At 46.0% G+C, this 14,982-nt stretch carries 15 protein-coding genes; 14 read left to right on the forward strand and 1 reads right to left on the reverse strand.

Going from position 1 to position 14,982, the window contains the following annotated elements:
- Positions 1-53: 53 nt before the first annotated feature.
- The 10 genes from G4P54_RS05900 (at position 54) to G4P54_RS05945 (ending at position 11,877) form a co-directional block, all read left to right on the forward strand.
- The gene (locus G4P54_RS05900) at positions 54-1,484 is read left to right on the forward strand and encodes an FAD-binding oxidoreductase (protein ID WP_167872082.1); all 1,431 of its coding nucleotides are present in this window, start codon (positions 54-56) and stop codon (positions 1,482-1,484) included.
- Positions 1,484-2,023, forward strand: coding sequence for an MFS transporter (locus tag G4P54_RS05905; RefSeq protein ID WP_024714085.1), 540 nt, complete (start codon positions 1,484-1,486; stop codon positions 2,021-2,023). Before G4P54_RS05900 ends, G4P54_RS05905 begins: the two co-directional genes overlap by 1 nt.
- Positions 2,024-2,226: 203 nt before the next feature.
- Complete coding sequence (argC, locus tag G4P54_RS05910) at positions 2,227-3,264, forward strand: N-acetyl-gamma-glutamyl-phosphate reductase (protein WP_167872083.1); 1,038 nt, start codon at positions 2,227-2,229, stop codon at positions 3,262-3,264.
- A 19-nt stretch (positions 3,265-3,283) separates the two neighbouring features.
- Entirely contained in the window at positions 3,284-4,504 is a 1,221-nt protein-coding gene (argJ, locus tag G4P54_RS05915; protein WP_167872084.1) for a bifunctional ornithine acetyltransferase/N-acetylglutamate synthase, read from the forward strand.
- A gap of 14 nt (positions 4,505-4,518) precedes the next feature.
- On the forward strand, positions 4,519-5,295 hold the full coding sequence (argB, locus tag G4P54_RS05920) for an acetylglutamate kinase (protein WP_167873832.1): 777 nt from the start codon (positions 4,519-4,521) through the stop codon (positions 5,293-5,295).
- Positions 5,292-6,449: an acetylornithine transaminase gene (argD, locus tag G4P54_RS05925; RefSeq protein WP_167872085.1), complete on the forward strand. Its 1,158-nt coding sequence runs from the start codon at positions 5,292-5,294 to the stop codon at positions 6,447-6,449. The genes argB and argD overlap by 4 nt, the downstream gene beginning before the upstream one ends.
- A 69-nt stretch (positions 6,450-6,518) precedes the next feature.
- The gene (locus tag G4P54_RS05930) at positions 6,519-7,580 is read left to right on the forward strand and encodes a carbamoyl phosphate synthase small subunit (RefSeq protein ID WP_167872086.1); all 1,062 of its coding nucleotides are present in this window, start codon (positions 6,519-6,521) and stop codon (positions 7,578-7,580) included.
- Entirely contained in the window at positions 7,573-10,665 is a 3,093-nt protein-coding gene (carB, locus tag G4P54_RS05935; RefSeq protein WP_167872087.1) for a carbamoyl-phosphate synthase (glutamine-hydrolyzing) large subunit, read from the forward strand. Before G4P54_RS05930 ends, carB begins: the two co-directional genes overlap by 8 nt.
- On the forward strand, positions 10,653-11,597 hold the full coding sequence (argF, locus tag G4P54_RS05940; protein ID WP_167872088.1) for an ornithine carbamoyltransferase: 945 nt from the start codon (positions 10,653-10,655) through the stop codon (positions 11,595-11,597). The genes carB and argF overlap by 13 nt, the downstream gene beginning before the upstream one ends.
- Before the next feature lie 100 nt (positions 11,598-11,697).
- Positions 11,698-11,877, forward strand: coding sequence for a YjzC family protein (locus tag G4P54_RS05945; protein ID WP_010329358.1), 180 nt, complete (start codon positions 11,698-11,700; stop codon positions 11,875-11,877).
- Between the two features lie 45 nt (positions 11,878-11,922).
- Here the strand turns inward: G4P54_RS05945 and G4P54_RS05950 are convergent, their stop codons facing one another.
- On the reverse strand, positions 11,923-12,108 hold the full coding sequence (locus tag G4P54_RS05950) for a YjzD family protein (protein WP_024714093.1): 186 nt from the start codon (positions 12,106-12,108) through the stop codon (positions 11,923-11,925).
- A gap of 249 nt (positions 12,109-12,357) precedes the next feature.
- On the opposite strand from G4P54_RS05950, the gene G4P54_RS05955 reads away from it, so the two are divergent.
- From G4P54_RS05955 to comZ, 4 genes are all read left to right on the forward strand, one after another.
- On the forward strand, positions 12,358-13,092 hold the full coding sequence (locus G4P54_RS05955; protein ID WP_167872089.1) for a hypothetical protein: 735 nt from the start codon (positions 12,358-12,360) through the stop codon (positions 13,090-13,092).
- A gap of 79 nt (positions 13,093-13,171) precedes the next feature.
- Entirely contained in the window at positions 13,172-13,729 is a 558-nt protein-coding gene (locus tag G4P54_RS05960; protein ID WP_167872090.1) for a hypothetical protein, read from the forward strand.
- A gap of 90 nt (positions 13,730-13,819) precedes the next feature.
- Complete coding sequence (gene med / locus G4P54_RS05965; protein ID WP_024714096.1) at positions 13,820-14,785, forward strand: transcriptional regulator Med; 966 nt, start codon at positions 13,820-13,822, stop codon at positions 14,783-14,785.
- Between the two features lies 1 nt (position 14,786).
- Positions 14,787-14,978, forward strand: coding sequence for a ComG operon transcriptional repressor ComZ (comZ, locus tag G4P54_RS05970; RefSeq protein WP_024714097.1), 192 nt, complete (start codon positions 14,787-14,789; stop codon positions 14,976-14,978).
- Positions 14,979-14,982 lie beyond the last annotated feature (4 nt).

The raw sequence follows: 14,982 nt of genomic DNA on the forward strand, positions 1-14,982 counted from the left end.
TGAAGGCGCGGCCATGGTATAATGGTCTCGTAAAAAACTGCAGGGAGAGCGTCATGAAAAAGAAATTGCTTGCATTCGCGCTTTGTACAGGCGCGTATGCGGCCCTGTTTGCGTACTCTGTTTACTCGGATCAAAAAGCAGTCACAAGCGAGATGACGGATGTCAGCCGCCTGATGCCTGTGAAAATTAAGCAGACAGTGAAAGGGCAGGAAAAGGAAACGCTCATTGACACGGTCAAAGAGGCTAATCGAAAAAACATAAAGATTTCAATCGCCGGGGCGCAGCACTCCATGGGCGGCCATACATATTATGAGGACGGCATCGTTCTCGACATGACGGGCTACAACAAAATCCTGTCACTCGATCAAGAGAAAAAAACCATCAGAGTGCAAAGCGGTGCAACGTGGAATGACATCCAAAAATACGTGAATCCGTATGGACTCGCGGTAAAAGTCATGCAGTCACAAAACATTTTTACTATTGGCGGATCTCTCAGCGCTAATGCTCACGGACGAGATATCCGCTACGGCTCGCTGATTGATACAGTCAAATCATTTCGGCTTTTAAAAGCGGACGGAACGATCGTCACCGTCACCCCAAAAGATGATTTGTTTACGGCAGTCATCGGAGGGTACGGTCTTTTTGGCGTGATTCTTGATGTAACGCTTGAACTGACAGATGATGAGCTGTATGCCATGCAGACTGAAAAAATGAATTACAGCGCATACGCAGGCTATTTTACAAAGCACGTAAAAGGAAATCCGAATGTCAGAATGCATCTGGCCCGAATTTCAACAGCGAAAAAAGGATTTTTAAAAGACATGTATGTCACGAATTACGTATTGGCTGATCATCAGGAGCAACTGCCATCTTACAACGACCTCAAAGAAGATGAGTATACGGGAGCCACAAAGTTTGCACTCGGTTTGTCTAGACGGTATGAATGGGGCAGGAATTGGCTATGGAACACGCAGGAATCCTATTTTGTGGGCCAAAACGGCACAGAAATCTCACGCAATAACGTCATGCGGTCCGAATCCAAATTTCTTGAATATGAAAACAATGACAACACAGATGTTCTGCAAGAATACTTTGTGCCTGTGAAGGAGTATGCATCCTATATTGATGACTTGAGACAAACGCTGTCGGGCGAAGATCTGAACCTGTTAAACATTACGATCCGCTACGTGCAGAAAAATGAAAAGGCCGACCTTTCCTATGCAAAGGATGATATGTTTTCGCTTGTGCTTCTAATAAATGAAGGATTTTCAAAAGAAGATCAGGAAGATACTGCCAGGATCATCAGACGCATGACAGACGTTGCCATCAAGCATGGCGGCAGCTATTATCTGCCGTATATGACTTACCAGACAAAAGCGCAAATGAGACAGGCATATCCGAAAAGCGACGAGTTTTTTCAGAAAAAACGAATCTATGACCCGGATGAGCGCTTCATGAATTACTTTTATCAGAGGTATAAATAATGGGGAAAAACAAATTAAAATGGCTGACATTATCACAAAGCAGCGTGTTCTTCGCAAGCAGCTTGATCTTTCCGTTTTATATATTGTTTGTGAAAAATATCGGCTCAAGCTACACGCAGTTCGGTTTTTCCTACGGATTGTTCGGATTGAGCGGGGCGCTTATTTATCCGCTGCTCGGCCGGCTGTCTGAAAGGCTCGACAGCCGTTATTTCCTGCTCGCGAACTCTTGGGGCATGGCCGTGCTGCTTTTGTATGTTCCGCATATCGGAAGCGTCGGTCAAGTGTATATCGTCCAAGTGCTGTTGGGGCTCTTGGGAGCAATGCAAAAGCATGGAGAAAAAGTGCTGATTGCCGACTTTACAGACAGCGGAGAGCGCGGAAAGAAAATTGGAAATTACCATTTTTGGACTGCGGTTTTTTCAGCGGCAGCCATCATGCTCGGCGGCTTTCTTGCCGATTTTTTTACAGTGCAAATGATTTTTTATGCAAGCTCTATTCTTTATTTTTTGAGCGGATTGATGATGATGAAAACAGGCTGACTTGGTCAGCCTGTTTTTTTATGCCATTGAAAAAAGCGGTAAATCAACGTTTTCTCCTTCAAAAGCACAGTTTTTTGGGAACGGATTTTTCATTGAACAGAAAATTTACAAGTGAATAAAAATATTAAATATACGATTGAATTAATTTTTATTCATGTTATAATGTTAAATAATTTCACAAAGACCAAGAAGGTGAACTTGTTTTGAAAATAGGAATTGTAGGCGCTACAGGATATGGAGGCACCGAACTTGTCAGGATTCTCTCGCATCACCCTCATGCAGAGGAATGTATACTTTATTCATCCAGCGGAGAAGGGAATGTCTATAGCGAGGTTTATCCTCATCTTACCGGCTTAGCCGATCAGAAGCTGAAGCCGATTGATATGAATACGATCAAACACGAAATAGATATCATGTTTCTCGCTGCGCCCCCCGGAGTATCAAGTGAATTGACTCCGCAGCTGGCAGGTGCGGGAATACCGGTTATTGATCTGTCAGGTGATCTGAGGATCCAAGAGCCGGCTGAATATGAAAAGTGGTATAAACGGACAGCTGCACCGAAGGAAGTGGTTCATGAGGCGGTTTACGGGCTGGCGGAACTGAATCCAAAGCAAATTCAACAGGCGAAACTCATTGCCAATCCAGGCTGTTTTCCGACGGCTGTTTTACTTGGCCTCGCGCCATTGGCGCAAAAAAAACTGCTCAATGAATCTTTCGTTATTGTTGACGCAAAGACCGGTGTTTCCGGAGCGGGAAGAAAAGCATCCGTGGGAACTCATTTTTCTGAGCTGAACGGCAATTTTAAAATTTACAAAGTCAATGAACATCAGCATACGCCTGAAATTGAACAGGCGTTGCGAAAATGGCAGCCGGGGCTCGGACCTATCACATTTTCCGCTCACTTGGTTCCGATGACAAGAGGCATCATGGCGACGATGTATACGCAAGTAACCTCTGACCTATCGGCAGAAGACCTGCATCATTTGTATTCGGAATTTTACCAAGATTCATATTTTGTGAGAGTGAGGCCAAAAGGGCAGTATCCGCAAACGAAGGAAGTGTACGGCAGCAATTTCTGTGATATCGCCGTAACGCTTGACGAGAGAACGAACCGGGTTACGATCGTCTCGGTGATCGATAATTTAATGAAGGGTGCCGCCGGTCAGGCTGTGCAGAACTTTAATATCATGAATGGCTGGAATGAAGAGACTGGGCTCACCATGACGCCAATTTATCCATAGAACGGGAGAGAATCGAATCATGATTCAGTTAAGTGAAGATCAAATAGTAAAAGTAACAGGTGGTGTATCCTCACCAAAAGGGTTTCAGGCAAAGGGCGTGCATTGCGGTCTGCGCTACTCGAAAAAAGACCTCGGCGTCATTATCAGCGAGACGCCGGCAGCAAGTGCAGCGGTTTACACTCAAAGCCATTTTCAAGCCGCGCCGATCAAAGTCACACAAGACAGCTTGAAGTATGGATCAGCATTGAAAGCCGTCATCGTCAACAGCGCCATTGCCAACGCCTGCACGGGAGAACAGGGCTTAAAGGACGCATACACAATGCGGGAGAGCCTTGCTTCGCAGCTTGGCATTGAACCGGAGCTTGTCGCTGTTTCATCAACGGGCGTCATCGGCGAGCATTTAGACATGGAAAAAATCCATGCGGGGATCGAGCTGCTGAAAGAAACACCTGCGGGATCAGGCGATTTTGAGGAAGCGATTTTAACAACTGATACGGTGATCAAGCAGACGTGCTATGAGCTGACAATCGGCGGCAAAACAGTCAAGATCGGCGGAGCGGCCAAAGGCTCAGGGATGATCCATCCGAACATGGCCACGATGCTGGGATTTGTGACAACTGACGCGGCAATTGAAGAAAAAACGCTGCAAAAGGCGCTGCGTGATATCACTGACGTTTCATTTAACCAAATCACAGTTGACGGTGAAACATCCACAAACGACATGGTCTTGGTGATGGCAAATGGCTGCGCCGAAAATGAGTGCCTGACGGAAGATCATCCAGACTGGCCTGTCTTTAAAAAAGCGCTCTTGCTCACTTGTGAGGATTTGGCTAAAGAGATTGCCAGAGATGGAGAAGGCGCGACAAAACTAATTGAAGCCCAAGTACAAGGGGCGAAAAACAATCTTGATGCAAACGTCATTGCCAAAAAAATTGTTGGCTCAAGTCTCGTGAAAACGGCGGTCTACGGTACAGATGCCAACTGGGGGCGCATCATCGGAGCCATCGGACACTCCGCAGCTCAAGTGACGGCAGAAGAAGTAGAGGTTTACCTCGGGGGCCAATGCCTGTTTAAGCATAACGAACCTCAGCCATTCTCTGAATCTCTCGCCAAGGAATACCTTGAAGGAGATGAAATCACCATTGTTATCAAGATGGATGAAGGGGATGGGAACGGAAGAGCGTGGGGCTGTGACTTGACCTATGACTATATCAAAATTAACGCGAGCTATCGCACGTAATAAAGGGGAGCATGATGAAGAAAACAATCGTTTTTAAATGCGGAGGAAGTGTCATCCGTGAGCTGTCTGAGGAATTTTTTCATAACCTGAAAGAACTGATGGCGTCAGGATGGAAACTGGCAATCGTTCACGGAGGCGGCCCGGAAATCACAAATATGCTGAAACGGTTAAATATCAAAACCGAGTTTTCGGGAGGCCAGCGGAAAACAACGAAGCCGGTGCTCGAAGTGGCGGAGATGGTTTTATCCGGCTCTGTGAATAAATTTTTCGTTGCCGAGCTTGCCAAACACGGATTGCGTGCCGCAGGGGTCTCCGGCAAGGACGGCGGTCTTTTGGAGGCGGATTATCTCGATCCGGAAACATACGGGGAAGTCGGAGAAATCAAAAAAGTCGATGCATCCATGGTGAATGCGCTGATGGAAAAAGGCATCATTCCTGTTATTGCGCCGCTGTCTATGACAAGTGACTGCAAGACCCTGAATGTGAATGCCGACCTGGCCGCTTCAGCTGTCGCCGGAGCGCTTGAAGCCGATAAGCTGATGTTCGTTACAGATGTAGATGGAATCATGAAAGAAAAGCAGCGTCTCGACGTCCTGACTCCTGAGGAGATTCAAATACTGATCAAGCAGGAAGTCATCACAGGGGGGATGATTCCGAAGGTCAATTCAGCCTTGTCGGCTTTATCAGATCAGGTGTCTGAAGTTATGATCGTAAACGGCAAAGGAGCATTCTTCGCAGAACATACCTTTCAAGGAACAAAAATCGTCAAAACAAAGGAGGCTGTTTCATGAGCAGCTTGTTTCAAACCTATGGCCGCTGGGATGTTGACATCAAAAAAGCAAAGGGAACGTACGTTGAGGATCAAAACGGCAAAACATATCTCGATTTCATTCAGGGGATTGCGGTATCCAATCTGGGCCACTGCCATGAAGCGGTGACAGAAGCAGTCAAAAAACAGCTCGGCAGCGTATGGCACGTATCGAATTTGTTTCAAAACAGTCTCCAGGAGCAAGCGGCACAGAAGCTGGCTGCACACAGTGCGGGAGACCTCGTTTTTTTCTGCAACAGCGGGGCGGAAGCGAATGAAGGCGCGATCAAGCTCGCCCGAAAAGCAACTGGAAAAACGAAAATCATCACGTTCCTTCAATCGTTCCATGGCCGCACATATGCAGGGATGGCTGCAACCGGACAGGATAAAATCAAAACAGGCTTCGGCCCGATGCTTGAAGGCTTTCACTACTTGCCGTACAACGACCCTTTTGCATTTGAGGCTTTTGAAGAGGAAGACGGCATTGCCGCAGTGATGCTTGAAACAGTTCAGGGGGAAGGCGGAGTCAATCCGGCGAGCGCTGAATTTTTAACAGCCGTCCAGTCGTTTTGCAAGGAAAAAGAGGCCCTTCTGATCATTGATGAAATCCAGACTGGCATCGGACGGACGGGAAAGGGATTTGCATACGAGCACTTCGGACTCTCACCGGATATTATCACAGCCGCAAAAGGATTGGGAAACGGCTTTCCGGTCGGCGCTGTTATCGGAAAAAAACAGCTAGGAAAAGCGTTTACCCCTGGTTCTCACGGAACCACTTTCGGAGGAAATATGCTGGCGATGGCTGCTGTGAATGCCACATTGCAAATTGTATTCCAGCCTGATTTCCTGCAAGAGGCTGCTGACAAAGGGGTATTTTTAAAAGAACAGCTCGAGGCTGAGCTAAACAGCCCTTTTGTCAAACAAATCCGCGGGAAAGGATTAATGCTTGGAATTGAGTGTGATGGCCCGGTTGCTGACATCATTACTGAATTGCAAACATTAGGCTTGCTTGTACTGCCAGCCGGTCCGAACGTCATTCGCCTGCTGCCGCCGCTCACCGTGACAAAGGATGAAATAGCAGAAGCAATCAGTAAGCTGAAACAGGCAATCGCTCAGCATTCCGCTGTAAACCAATAATTTTTTTTGGTGCGAAGGTATAAAAATTCATTTTTATAATTAATTATTCATCAAGAGGTGGGCTGTTAAATGGAAGGTTATTTAGTGTTAGAAGATGGAACGGCGTTCAGCGGAGAGCTGGACGATCATGAAAACTGCACGGGGGAAGCTGTTTTTTTTACAGGAATGACAGGCTACCAGGAAGTGCTGACAGATCCATCATACAAAGGACAGATTATCGTATTTACCTACCCGCTGATTGGCAACTACGGCATTAATGAAAAGGATTTTGAAAGCAAGAAACCGCAAATAAAAGCCGCGGTTGTCTACGAGGCGTGTGATCATTTTTCTCATCATGAAGCGGTATACAGCCTCAAGGAGTATTTGCAGAAATGGAACATCCCGCTGTTGACCCATGTGGATACGAGGGCAGTCGTGAAAAAAATCCGTGCGAACGGAACGATGGGTGCGACTGTCACAGCCTCTAAAGAAGCAACTGAGATCGCTCTTCAGCCTGAGAACGTGGCAGAACAGGCTTCCGCACAGGAAATCATAACACTTGGCGGCGGAAATAAACATATCGCCCTCATCGATTTCGGCTATAAAAAGTCAATCGTGTCGTCACTTGTCAAACGAGGCTGCAAGGTCACCGTGGTGCCGTATCAGCAAATGGAAGCTGTATACGATATAAAGCCGGACGGCATTGTGCTATCGAACGGACCTGGAGACCCAAAAGCCATTCAGCCGTATTTAGGAAAGCTCAAAAGCATCATCAGCCGTTATCCGACTCTCGGCATCTGTCTTGGACATCAGCTGATCGCGCTCGCGTTCGGAGGGAATACATTCAAGCTGCCATTCGGACACAGGGGCGCAAATCATCCGGTCATCGACCGAGAAACGAAACGCGTCTTTATGACAAGCCAAAATCACAGCTATGTGGTTGATGAACAGTCCATTAATGAAGAAGAATTCAAGATCCGATTTCATCATGTCAATGATACGTCAGTTGAAGGGCTTTCCCATAAAAAATGGCCTGTCATGAGTGTTCAATTCCACCCGGAAGCCCATCCCGGACCGGCGGAAAGCGAATGGATTTTTGATGATTATCTAAAGAATGTGATACCAGCAAGGAGAGAAATCGCGCATGCCTAAAGACACCAGTATTTCAAGCATATTAGTAATCGGCTCAGGCCCGATCATTATCGGTCAGGCGGCAGAATTTGATTATTCAGGCACTCAAGGATGCATCGCGCTGAAGGAGGAAGGCTATCGGGTGATCCTCGTCAACAACAATCCGGCGACCATTATGACCGATGAAGCCTTCGCTGATGAAATTTATTTTGAGCCGCTGACAGCGGAAAGCCTGGCTGCCATCATTAAGAAAGAACAGCCTGATGGACTTCTTGCCAATTTAGGCGGGCAGACCGCGTTGAATTTAGCAGTGGAGCTTGAGGAAACGGGTGTTTTGAAAGAACACGGCGTCAAGCTTCTCGGCACATCCGTTGAGACGATACAAAAAGGAGAAGACCGGGAAAAATTCCGTTCGTTAATGAACGAATTGAACCAGCCCGTGCCGGAGAGTGAAATTGTTGATAACGAAACCGACGCCATCCGTTTTGCGGAATCCATCGGTTTTCCTGTCATTATCAGACCTGCTTACACATTAGGCGGAAAGGGCGGAGGAATCGCTCCTGATAAAGAAGCCTTTACAGCCATGATCAAGCAGGCGCTATTAGCAAGCCCGATCAATCAATGCCTTGTGGAAAAAAGCATTGCCGGCTTTAAAGAAATTGAATACGAAGTCATGCGTGACAGCAATAACACATGCATTACCGTGTGCAACATGGAAAACATCGATCCGGTCGGTGTGCACACAGGTGACTCCATCGTTGTGGCGCCTTCACAAACGTTAACGGATGAAGAGTATCAAATGCTGCGGACGGCAAGTCTGACGATCATCTCGGCACTTGATGTCGTAGGCGGCTGCAACATTCAATTCGCGCTTGATCCATTCAGCAAGCAATATTACGTCATCGAAGTGAATCCGCGTGTCAGCCGGTCATCGGCTTTGGCGTCTAAAGCAACCGGTTATCCGATTGCGAAGATGGCTGCAAAACTGGCAGTCGGATACACTCTTGACGAGCTGAAAAATCCGCTCACAGGCTCGACTTACGCAAGCTTTGAACCGGCGCTGGACTATGTCATCGTCAAATTTCCGCGCTGGCCGTTTGATAAATTCAAAAACGCAGACCGCAAGCTCGGCACAAAAATGAAAGCGACCGGAGAAGTGATGGCGATTGAACGGAATTTAGAAGCGGCGGTACAAAAGGCTGCGGCATCTCTTGAACTGAAAAATATCGGTACGCACCTTCCAGAGCTCAGCGGCTTGTCGATTGAAGCGCTATGGGAATTGGCAGTCACGCCGGACGACCGCAGATTTTTCGTGGTCATGGAGCTGTTAAGCCGCAGCGTGACGATTCATGACATTCATGCAAAAACAAAAATTGATCCGTTTTTCCTGCACGCGTTTAATAACATTATCAAACTGGAGAACCGCATAATGGAAGCGGGCGGCGATCTCTCTTTTGACTTATTGAAAAAAGCGAAGGAAAAAGGATTTTCAGATGCAACGATTGCCTCGCTTATCGGCAAAACAGAAGAAGAGGTGCGCGCGCTTCGCAAGGAGATGGGCATTGTGCCTTCCTTCAAAATTGTCGATACATGCGCGGCTGAATTTGATGCAAAAACAAACTACTTCTACTCCACCTATTTCGGAGAGAGCGATGGAGACATCAGCCGCAAAGAGAAAAAACGCGCGCTGATTATTGGTTCAGGACCCATTCGGATCGGCCAAGGCGTTGAATTTGATTACAGTGCCGTTCACGGTGTGCTGACACTGCAAGAGCTTGGGCTCGAAACCATCATGATTAACAATAACCCGGAAACAGTCAGCACCGACTATGAAATTGCAGACCGTCTGTATTTTGAACCGATGACGACGGAGCACATTTTAAACGTAGCGGAGCAGGAAAACATTGATTTTGCTATCGTGCAATTTGGCGGCCAAACCGCGATCAATGCTGCTGAAGCGCTCGAAAAAGCCGGCATTACCCTGCTCGGCACATCGTTTAAAACGCTCGACGTGTTAGAGGATCGCGATCAGTTCTATCAGCTTCTTGATGAGCTTGGATTGAACCACGCAAAAGGAGAAATCGCTTATACAAAAGAAGAGGCTGCTGCAAAAGCTGATGAGATCGGCTATCCGGTGCTCATCCGGCCATCTTATGTCATCGGCGGAATGGGCATGATCATTGTTCACTCGCAAGCCGAGCTTTCTCAGCTGCTGCATGGTGAGAACAGCATGCCGTACCCGATTTTAATTGATCAGTATGTGTCAGGAAAGGAAGTCGAAATTGATTTGATTTCCGATGGTGAGGATATCTTTATCCCGACATATACAGAGCATATTGAACGGGCTGGTGTCCATTCGGGAGACAGCTTTGCCATCCTTCCCGGACCGTCCATTACAAGCGGACTGCAGCAGGGCATAAAAGATGCCGCGGAAAAAATCGCCCGAAAGCTCTCCTTTAAAGGCATCATGAACATTCAATTTGTGATTGACAATGGCAATATTCTCGTTCTTGAAGTGAATCCGAGAGCGAGCCGCACGGTACCTGTCGTCAGCAAAGTAATGGGCGTTCCGATGATCCCGCTCGCCACACGTCTGCTGGCGGGGGCGTCTTTAAAAGATCTAAACCCGGAAGTTCAAAATCATCATGGGGTTGCCGTGAAGTTCCCTGTATTTTCGTCTCACGCAATCCAGGATGTGGATGTCAAGCTTGGGCCGGAAATGAAATCAACAGGAGAAGGCATGTGTGTTGCATTTGATGCCGACAGTGCCTTGAAAAAAATCTATACACGTGTCTGGAATCTAAAAGGAAGCATTTATTTGCAAAACGGCCCGGAAGAGTTGAAGGAGTTAGCGGAAAAAGCCGGTTTTACGATTCATGAAGGAACATTTGCCTCATGGATGAAACAGGAAGGAAAAGCGCTTCACATCAATCTGAGCGGTTCCGATGAAGCCCGCAAAGAACGTTTGGAAGCGATGACGCACGGCATTACCGTCTTTACAGAAGAAGAAACCGTGCGGGCGTTTTTACAAAGCGGTTCGGGCCATCCTCAGCCTGTATCTCTCAAAGATCTCTATAAAAAGGAAGTGGCATCATGCACACAGTGACGCAAACCAGTTTATACGGAAAAGATTTATTAACATTAAAGGATCTTAGCAAGCAGGATATAAACGCCTTGCTCGCAGAAGCCGGTGAACTGAAACAAAACAAAATCCAGCCTATTTTCCAAGGCAAAACCTTGGCGATGATTTTTGAAAAATCATCAACGCGGACTCGTGTTTCATTTGAAGCCGGCATGGCGCAGCTGGGCGGGAGCGCCCTTTTCTTAAGCCGGAACGATATTCAGCTTGGGCGCGGTGAAACTGTCGCTGATACAGCAAAAGTGCTGTCAGGCTATGTGGATGCCATCATGATCCGGACCTTTGAGCATGAAAAGGTGGAGGAGCTTGCCAAAGAAGCTGATATTCCGGTCATCAACGGACTTACGGATAAATACCATCCATGCCAGGCGCTGGCGGACCTTTTGACGATTAAGGAAACGAAAGGGAAGCTTAAAGGCGTGAAAGTCGCGTACGTCGGTGACGGAAATAACGTGGCGCACTCCTTAATGATCGGCTGCGCCAAAATGGGCTGTGATATCTCGATCGCTTCGCCAAAGGGATACGAGGTATTGGATGAAGCAGTTGAAGCCGCGAAATCTGCTGCGCTTCAAACAGGGGCTTCCATCACGCTTACGGCTGATCCGATTGAAGCTGTAAAAGACGCTGATGTGATTTATTCCGATGTGTTTACAAGCATGGGGCAGGAAGCGGAAGAACAAGAGCGTCTCGCTGTCTTTGCGCCTTATCAGGTGAATGCGGCGCTGGTCAGCCATGCCAAGCTTGACTATACATTTTTACATTGTCTCCCTGCGCACCGTGAAGAAGAAGTGACTGCGGAGATTATTGACGGGCCGAATTCTGCGGTATTCCAGCAGGCGGAAAACCGTCTGCATGTGCAAAAAGCGCTGCTGAAGGCCATTTTATACAAAGAGGAATAAGCGAAAAACTGCTGGGTTAGACTCAGCGGTTTTTTTGATGGAAACATATTCACAGCCGCTTAGGCGCATACTACAGCAAAAAGGAAAAGGAGGAAAAACAGTGGGACAGCAGCATCAATTCCGGCCCGGGCAAAAAGCGCCCAACAATGGCATTTATGTTGAAATCGGCGAGACGGGAAGCATGGTTAAAAATCCTCAAAAAATCCATCTGTCGGCAGGGGAAATGTTTCCCGAAACATCAAATCACAACCGGCTGTGGACTTATAAAAGAAAGCCGTGATCAAGAAAAAACCCAAAACAATAAATGTTTTGGGTTTTTGGCTTTTTAATGCTGGCTTGCATTTTTGTTCATAGGCATGATTTCCGCTAAAACCATGATTAAGACATACAGTACAACAGCAATGATAGATGATGATTTGAAATTGTACGCAGCGCTGTTCATGCTGGCAATCAAGTAGCATGCCATATGTGATAAAAGGAACGTCCAAATAAAGGCAATAATATATCGCACGTTTCCACCTCGTCCTTCTCAATCTATTCTAAAAGTTATCATACCATACAAAAAGCGAAGGGGGAATCCAATTTTAGAAGAAAGTGAGGTGACAAAAGAGTCTGATTCGTCACACTTTAATGATAAAATATAAAAAACGTCAATGGTATATTAGCCAAAACTGTAAAAGGCTAGGACTTTACCTTATTCGTTTCTTTTCTTTTTACATAAGATAGCGTGAGATGGAGTGTGAAAGGAGGCGGGCAAGCGATGGGAATAACGGAAAGGTATTTTCAATTAGGAACGGAGCATAATGTCATTCATCTGCCCTATCGCCCGAACGGCTTCGGCATCTTTATCCTGGGGGACAGAACCCACTTTGTCGGGAATGATTCAAGCTTTTGGCTTCAGCATTACGGCAGAAATCAGCTGCTGAATATGCTGAGGAATGAAGGATATACTCTTTTTAACAGCAATCTGTTTGGAAGGCATTGGGGAGCGGAAAAAGCGGTCACCTATGCCAAGCAGCTGATACATTTCGTGCTGAAACAGGAAATACTCAATCCGAAGATTCATATTTTAGCAGAAGGCATGGGTGCTCTCGTAGCCGATGAACTGCTTCGTTTTTCCCCGGACCATATCCGCTCAGCCGCGATGTTGAATCCTTGTCTCGATCTTCAGGCTCATTATGAATCCGAGAAAGAAAATAAATTTTTCTATAAACAATTTTTAAAAGAAGTATCGGAAAGCTGCGGAATTTCTGAAAAAGAAGCCGAAGTGCTCCGTTACAAAACAATTGAAAGCTATCCGAGCGGTGTGCCGGTTCATATATGGCAGCGTATGACCGGAGCTCCCTATCCGTACAGCGTACATGCGGAAGTATTCAAGGAAAAGCAGCAAAAGCAAGGCTCCCCGGTCGACATGACATATCACTTATTTGAGCATCCAAACAGAATTTATGCATCAATCTGCAAATTCTTTCGCAGTCATGAAAAAGAGTTATAGAGAATACAATAATAACAGCCTTCTCTTTGCGGAGGCTGTTTTGCTTTGGAAAAATGCAACCAGAGGGGCGGCAGATGCAATGGAATCAACGCTAATTGTAGGTGCAGACGAATTTTTCGGCCTTTCATTGTGCGAGCGAATGATGGAAGAAGGCATACATGTTGACGTTATTTTGGCGGAAACAGAAGATGAAACGAGACAAATGTACCTAGAAGAAAGACTCATGTGGCTTGGGAGAAATGAACTCTTTCGCCAGCTTGAACACATTGAGGAGCAAAAATATGATACAATTTGTATCCAGTTTGGCGGCTTTTTGCCTGTAGACCAATTTGATTCTCCCTATATATTAGTATATGAACAAGACCGAAAAGAATGGGAAAAACGTGAAAAGCCAGGATCGGAAACAACAGTGATTCTGCCGAAAATGTATGGGCCGTGGAAAGAAAAAACCGAGGAAGAGGGCTATTACACAGGCGATGTGGCTGACGAACTGCTGAGATTCCTGCTCGAACCAAGCCGCACTGGCAAAAATCAGTTTTTCGATTTGCCAGTCACAGAAAAAACCACAAAAGAAGAAGCGAAAACAAAAATTTCCGAGTGGAAAAGACAATTTTCATCAATTTTCGACAAATATTAAGAAAAACCTTCCATGTTTCGAGTTTTCTAGATACAATAAACGTATAAAAATGCTACATGTCATAGCTTGTCAAAAGGAGTTGAACATGACTTGATCAAAAGGCTTGTCATGATCTTTTCTGTCCTCCTTTTATTGAGCGGATGTGGACAAACTCCGTTTAAAGGAAAAGTTGAGAAGGTCGGCATGCTCTTTCCTGATACGATTAATGACCTCGTATGGGGCACAAAAGGGTATAAAGGATTACTGAATATACAATCAAAATACAATGTGGATGTCTACTATAAAGAAGGCGTTAAAACAGATGAAGATATTATAAATGCGATTGAGGATTTTCATAAGCGGGGCGTCAATCTTCTCTATGGCCATGGGAGTGAATATGCAGAGGTGTTTAACTTGGTCAGCGAAGATTATCCAGATATGGAATTCGTCATTTCTAATGCAAAGGCGAAAGCTGATAATGTGACGAGTGTCCATTTCAGCGGGGAAGCAATTGGCTTTTTTGGCGGAATGACAGCCGCCCATATGTCGAAAACGAATCAGGTTGGCGTGATTGCTTCTTTTACATGGCAGCCTGAAGTTGACGGTTTTATCAAAGGAGCCAAATATGAAAATCCGGATATAGAAGTAAACACGGAATATACGGATCATTGGGATGATGATATGACAGCAGTAAAGCTTTATCAAAAAATGAAGAACGAGGGCGCGGATGTTGTTTATCCCGCAGGAGACGGGTATAATGTTCCTGTTATTCAGCAAATCAAAAAAGACGGCCTTTATGCCATCGGCTACGTCACAGATCAATCGGATCTGGGCGAGAATACCGTATTAACCAGCACTGTGCAGAATGTGGACAAGGCCTATGAAATCATCGCTGAGCAATTCAACAAAGGCACCCTTGAAGGCGGCGATCATTACTACGATCTGAAAACGAGAGTCGTTGAAATGGGAACTTTCAGCCCGCTTGTCGATAAAGATTTTCAGCAAAGAATCGCCAAGCTGATCAAAACATACAACAAAACAGGCGAACTGCCAAAAAACGAGTATGGAGTGATGTGAGATGCAACATGAAAAAGCACTTGAGTTCATGCAAATTGCTATGAAATATCTTCCTGAAGCGAAAGAACAGCTTGAAAAATCAGGAATCGAGCTGTCAATGGAAGCCATACAGCCGTTTATGAATCTATTTACAACGGTTATGGCTGAGGCTTATGAGCTTGGCAAGTCTGACGCGAACTCTGAAACCGAATAAAAAG

The organism is Bacillus tequilensis (genome assembly GCF_012225885.1).
GTDB lineage: Bacteria > Bacillota > Bacilli > Bacillales > Bacillaceae > Bacillus > Bacillus tequilensis.

Bases quoted from the DNA above. Each gene is read 5' to 3' on its own strand.
- G4P54_RS05930 (WP_167872086.1), top strand. From the start codon at position 6,519: ATGGAAGGTTATTTAGTGTTAGAAGATGGAACGGCGTTCAGCGGAGAG.
- G4P54_RS05955 (WP_167872089.1), top strand. From the start codon at position 12,358: ATGGGAATAACGGAAAGGTATTTTCAATTAGGAACGGAGCATAATGTC.
- carB (WP_167872087.1), top strand. From the start codon at position 7,573: ATGCCTAAAGACACCAGTATTTCAAGCATATTAGTAATCGGCTCAGGC.
- argD (WP_167872085.1), top strand. From the start codon at position 5,292: ATGAGCAGCTTGTTTCAAACCTATGGCCGCTGGGATGTTGACATCAAA.
- G4P54_RS05905 (WP_024714085.1), top strand. From the start codon at position 1,484: ATGGGGAAAAACAAATTAAAATGGCTGACATTATCACAAAGCAGCGTG.
- G4P54_RS05900 (WP_167872082.1), top strand. From the start codon at position 54: ATGAAAAAGAAATTGCTTGCATTCGCGCTTTGTACAGGCGCGTATGCG.
- argF (WP_167872088.1), top strand. From the start codon at position 10,653: ATGCACACAGTGACGCAAACCAGTTTATACGGAAAAGATTTATTAACA.
- comZ (WP_024714097.1), top strand. From the start codon at position 14,787: ATGCAACATGAAAAAGCACTTGAGTTCATGCAAATTGCTATGAAATAT.
- argB (WP_167873832.1), top strand. From the start codon at position 4,519: ATGAAGAAAACAATCGTTTTTAAATGCGGAGGAAGTGTCATCCGTGAG.
- argJ (WP_167872084.1), top strand. From the start codon at position 3,284: ATGATTCAGTTAAGTGAAGATCAAATAGTAAAAGTAACAGGTGGTGTA.
- G4P54_RS05960 (WP_167872090.1), top strand. From the start codon at position 13,172: ATGGAATCAACGCTAATTGTAGGTGCAGACGAATTTTTCGGCCTTTCA.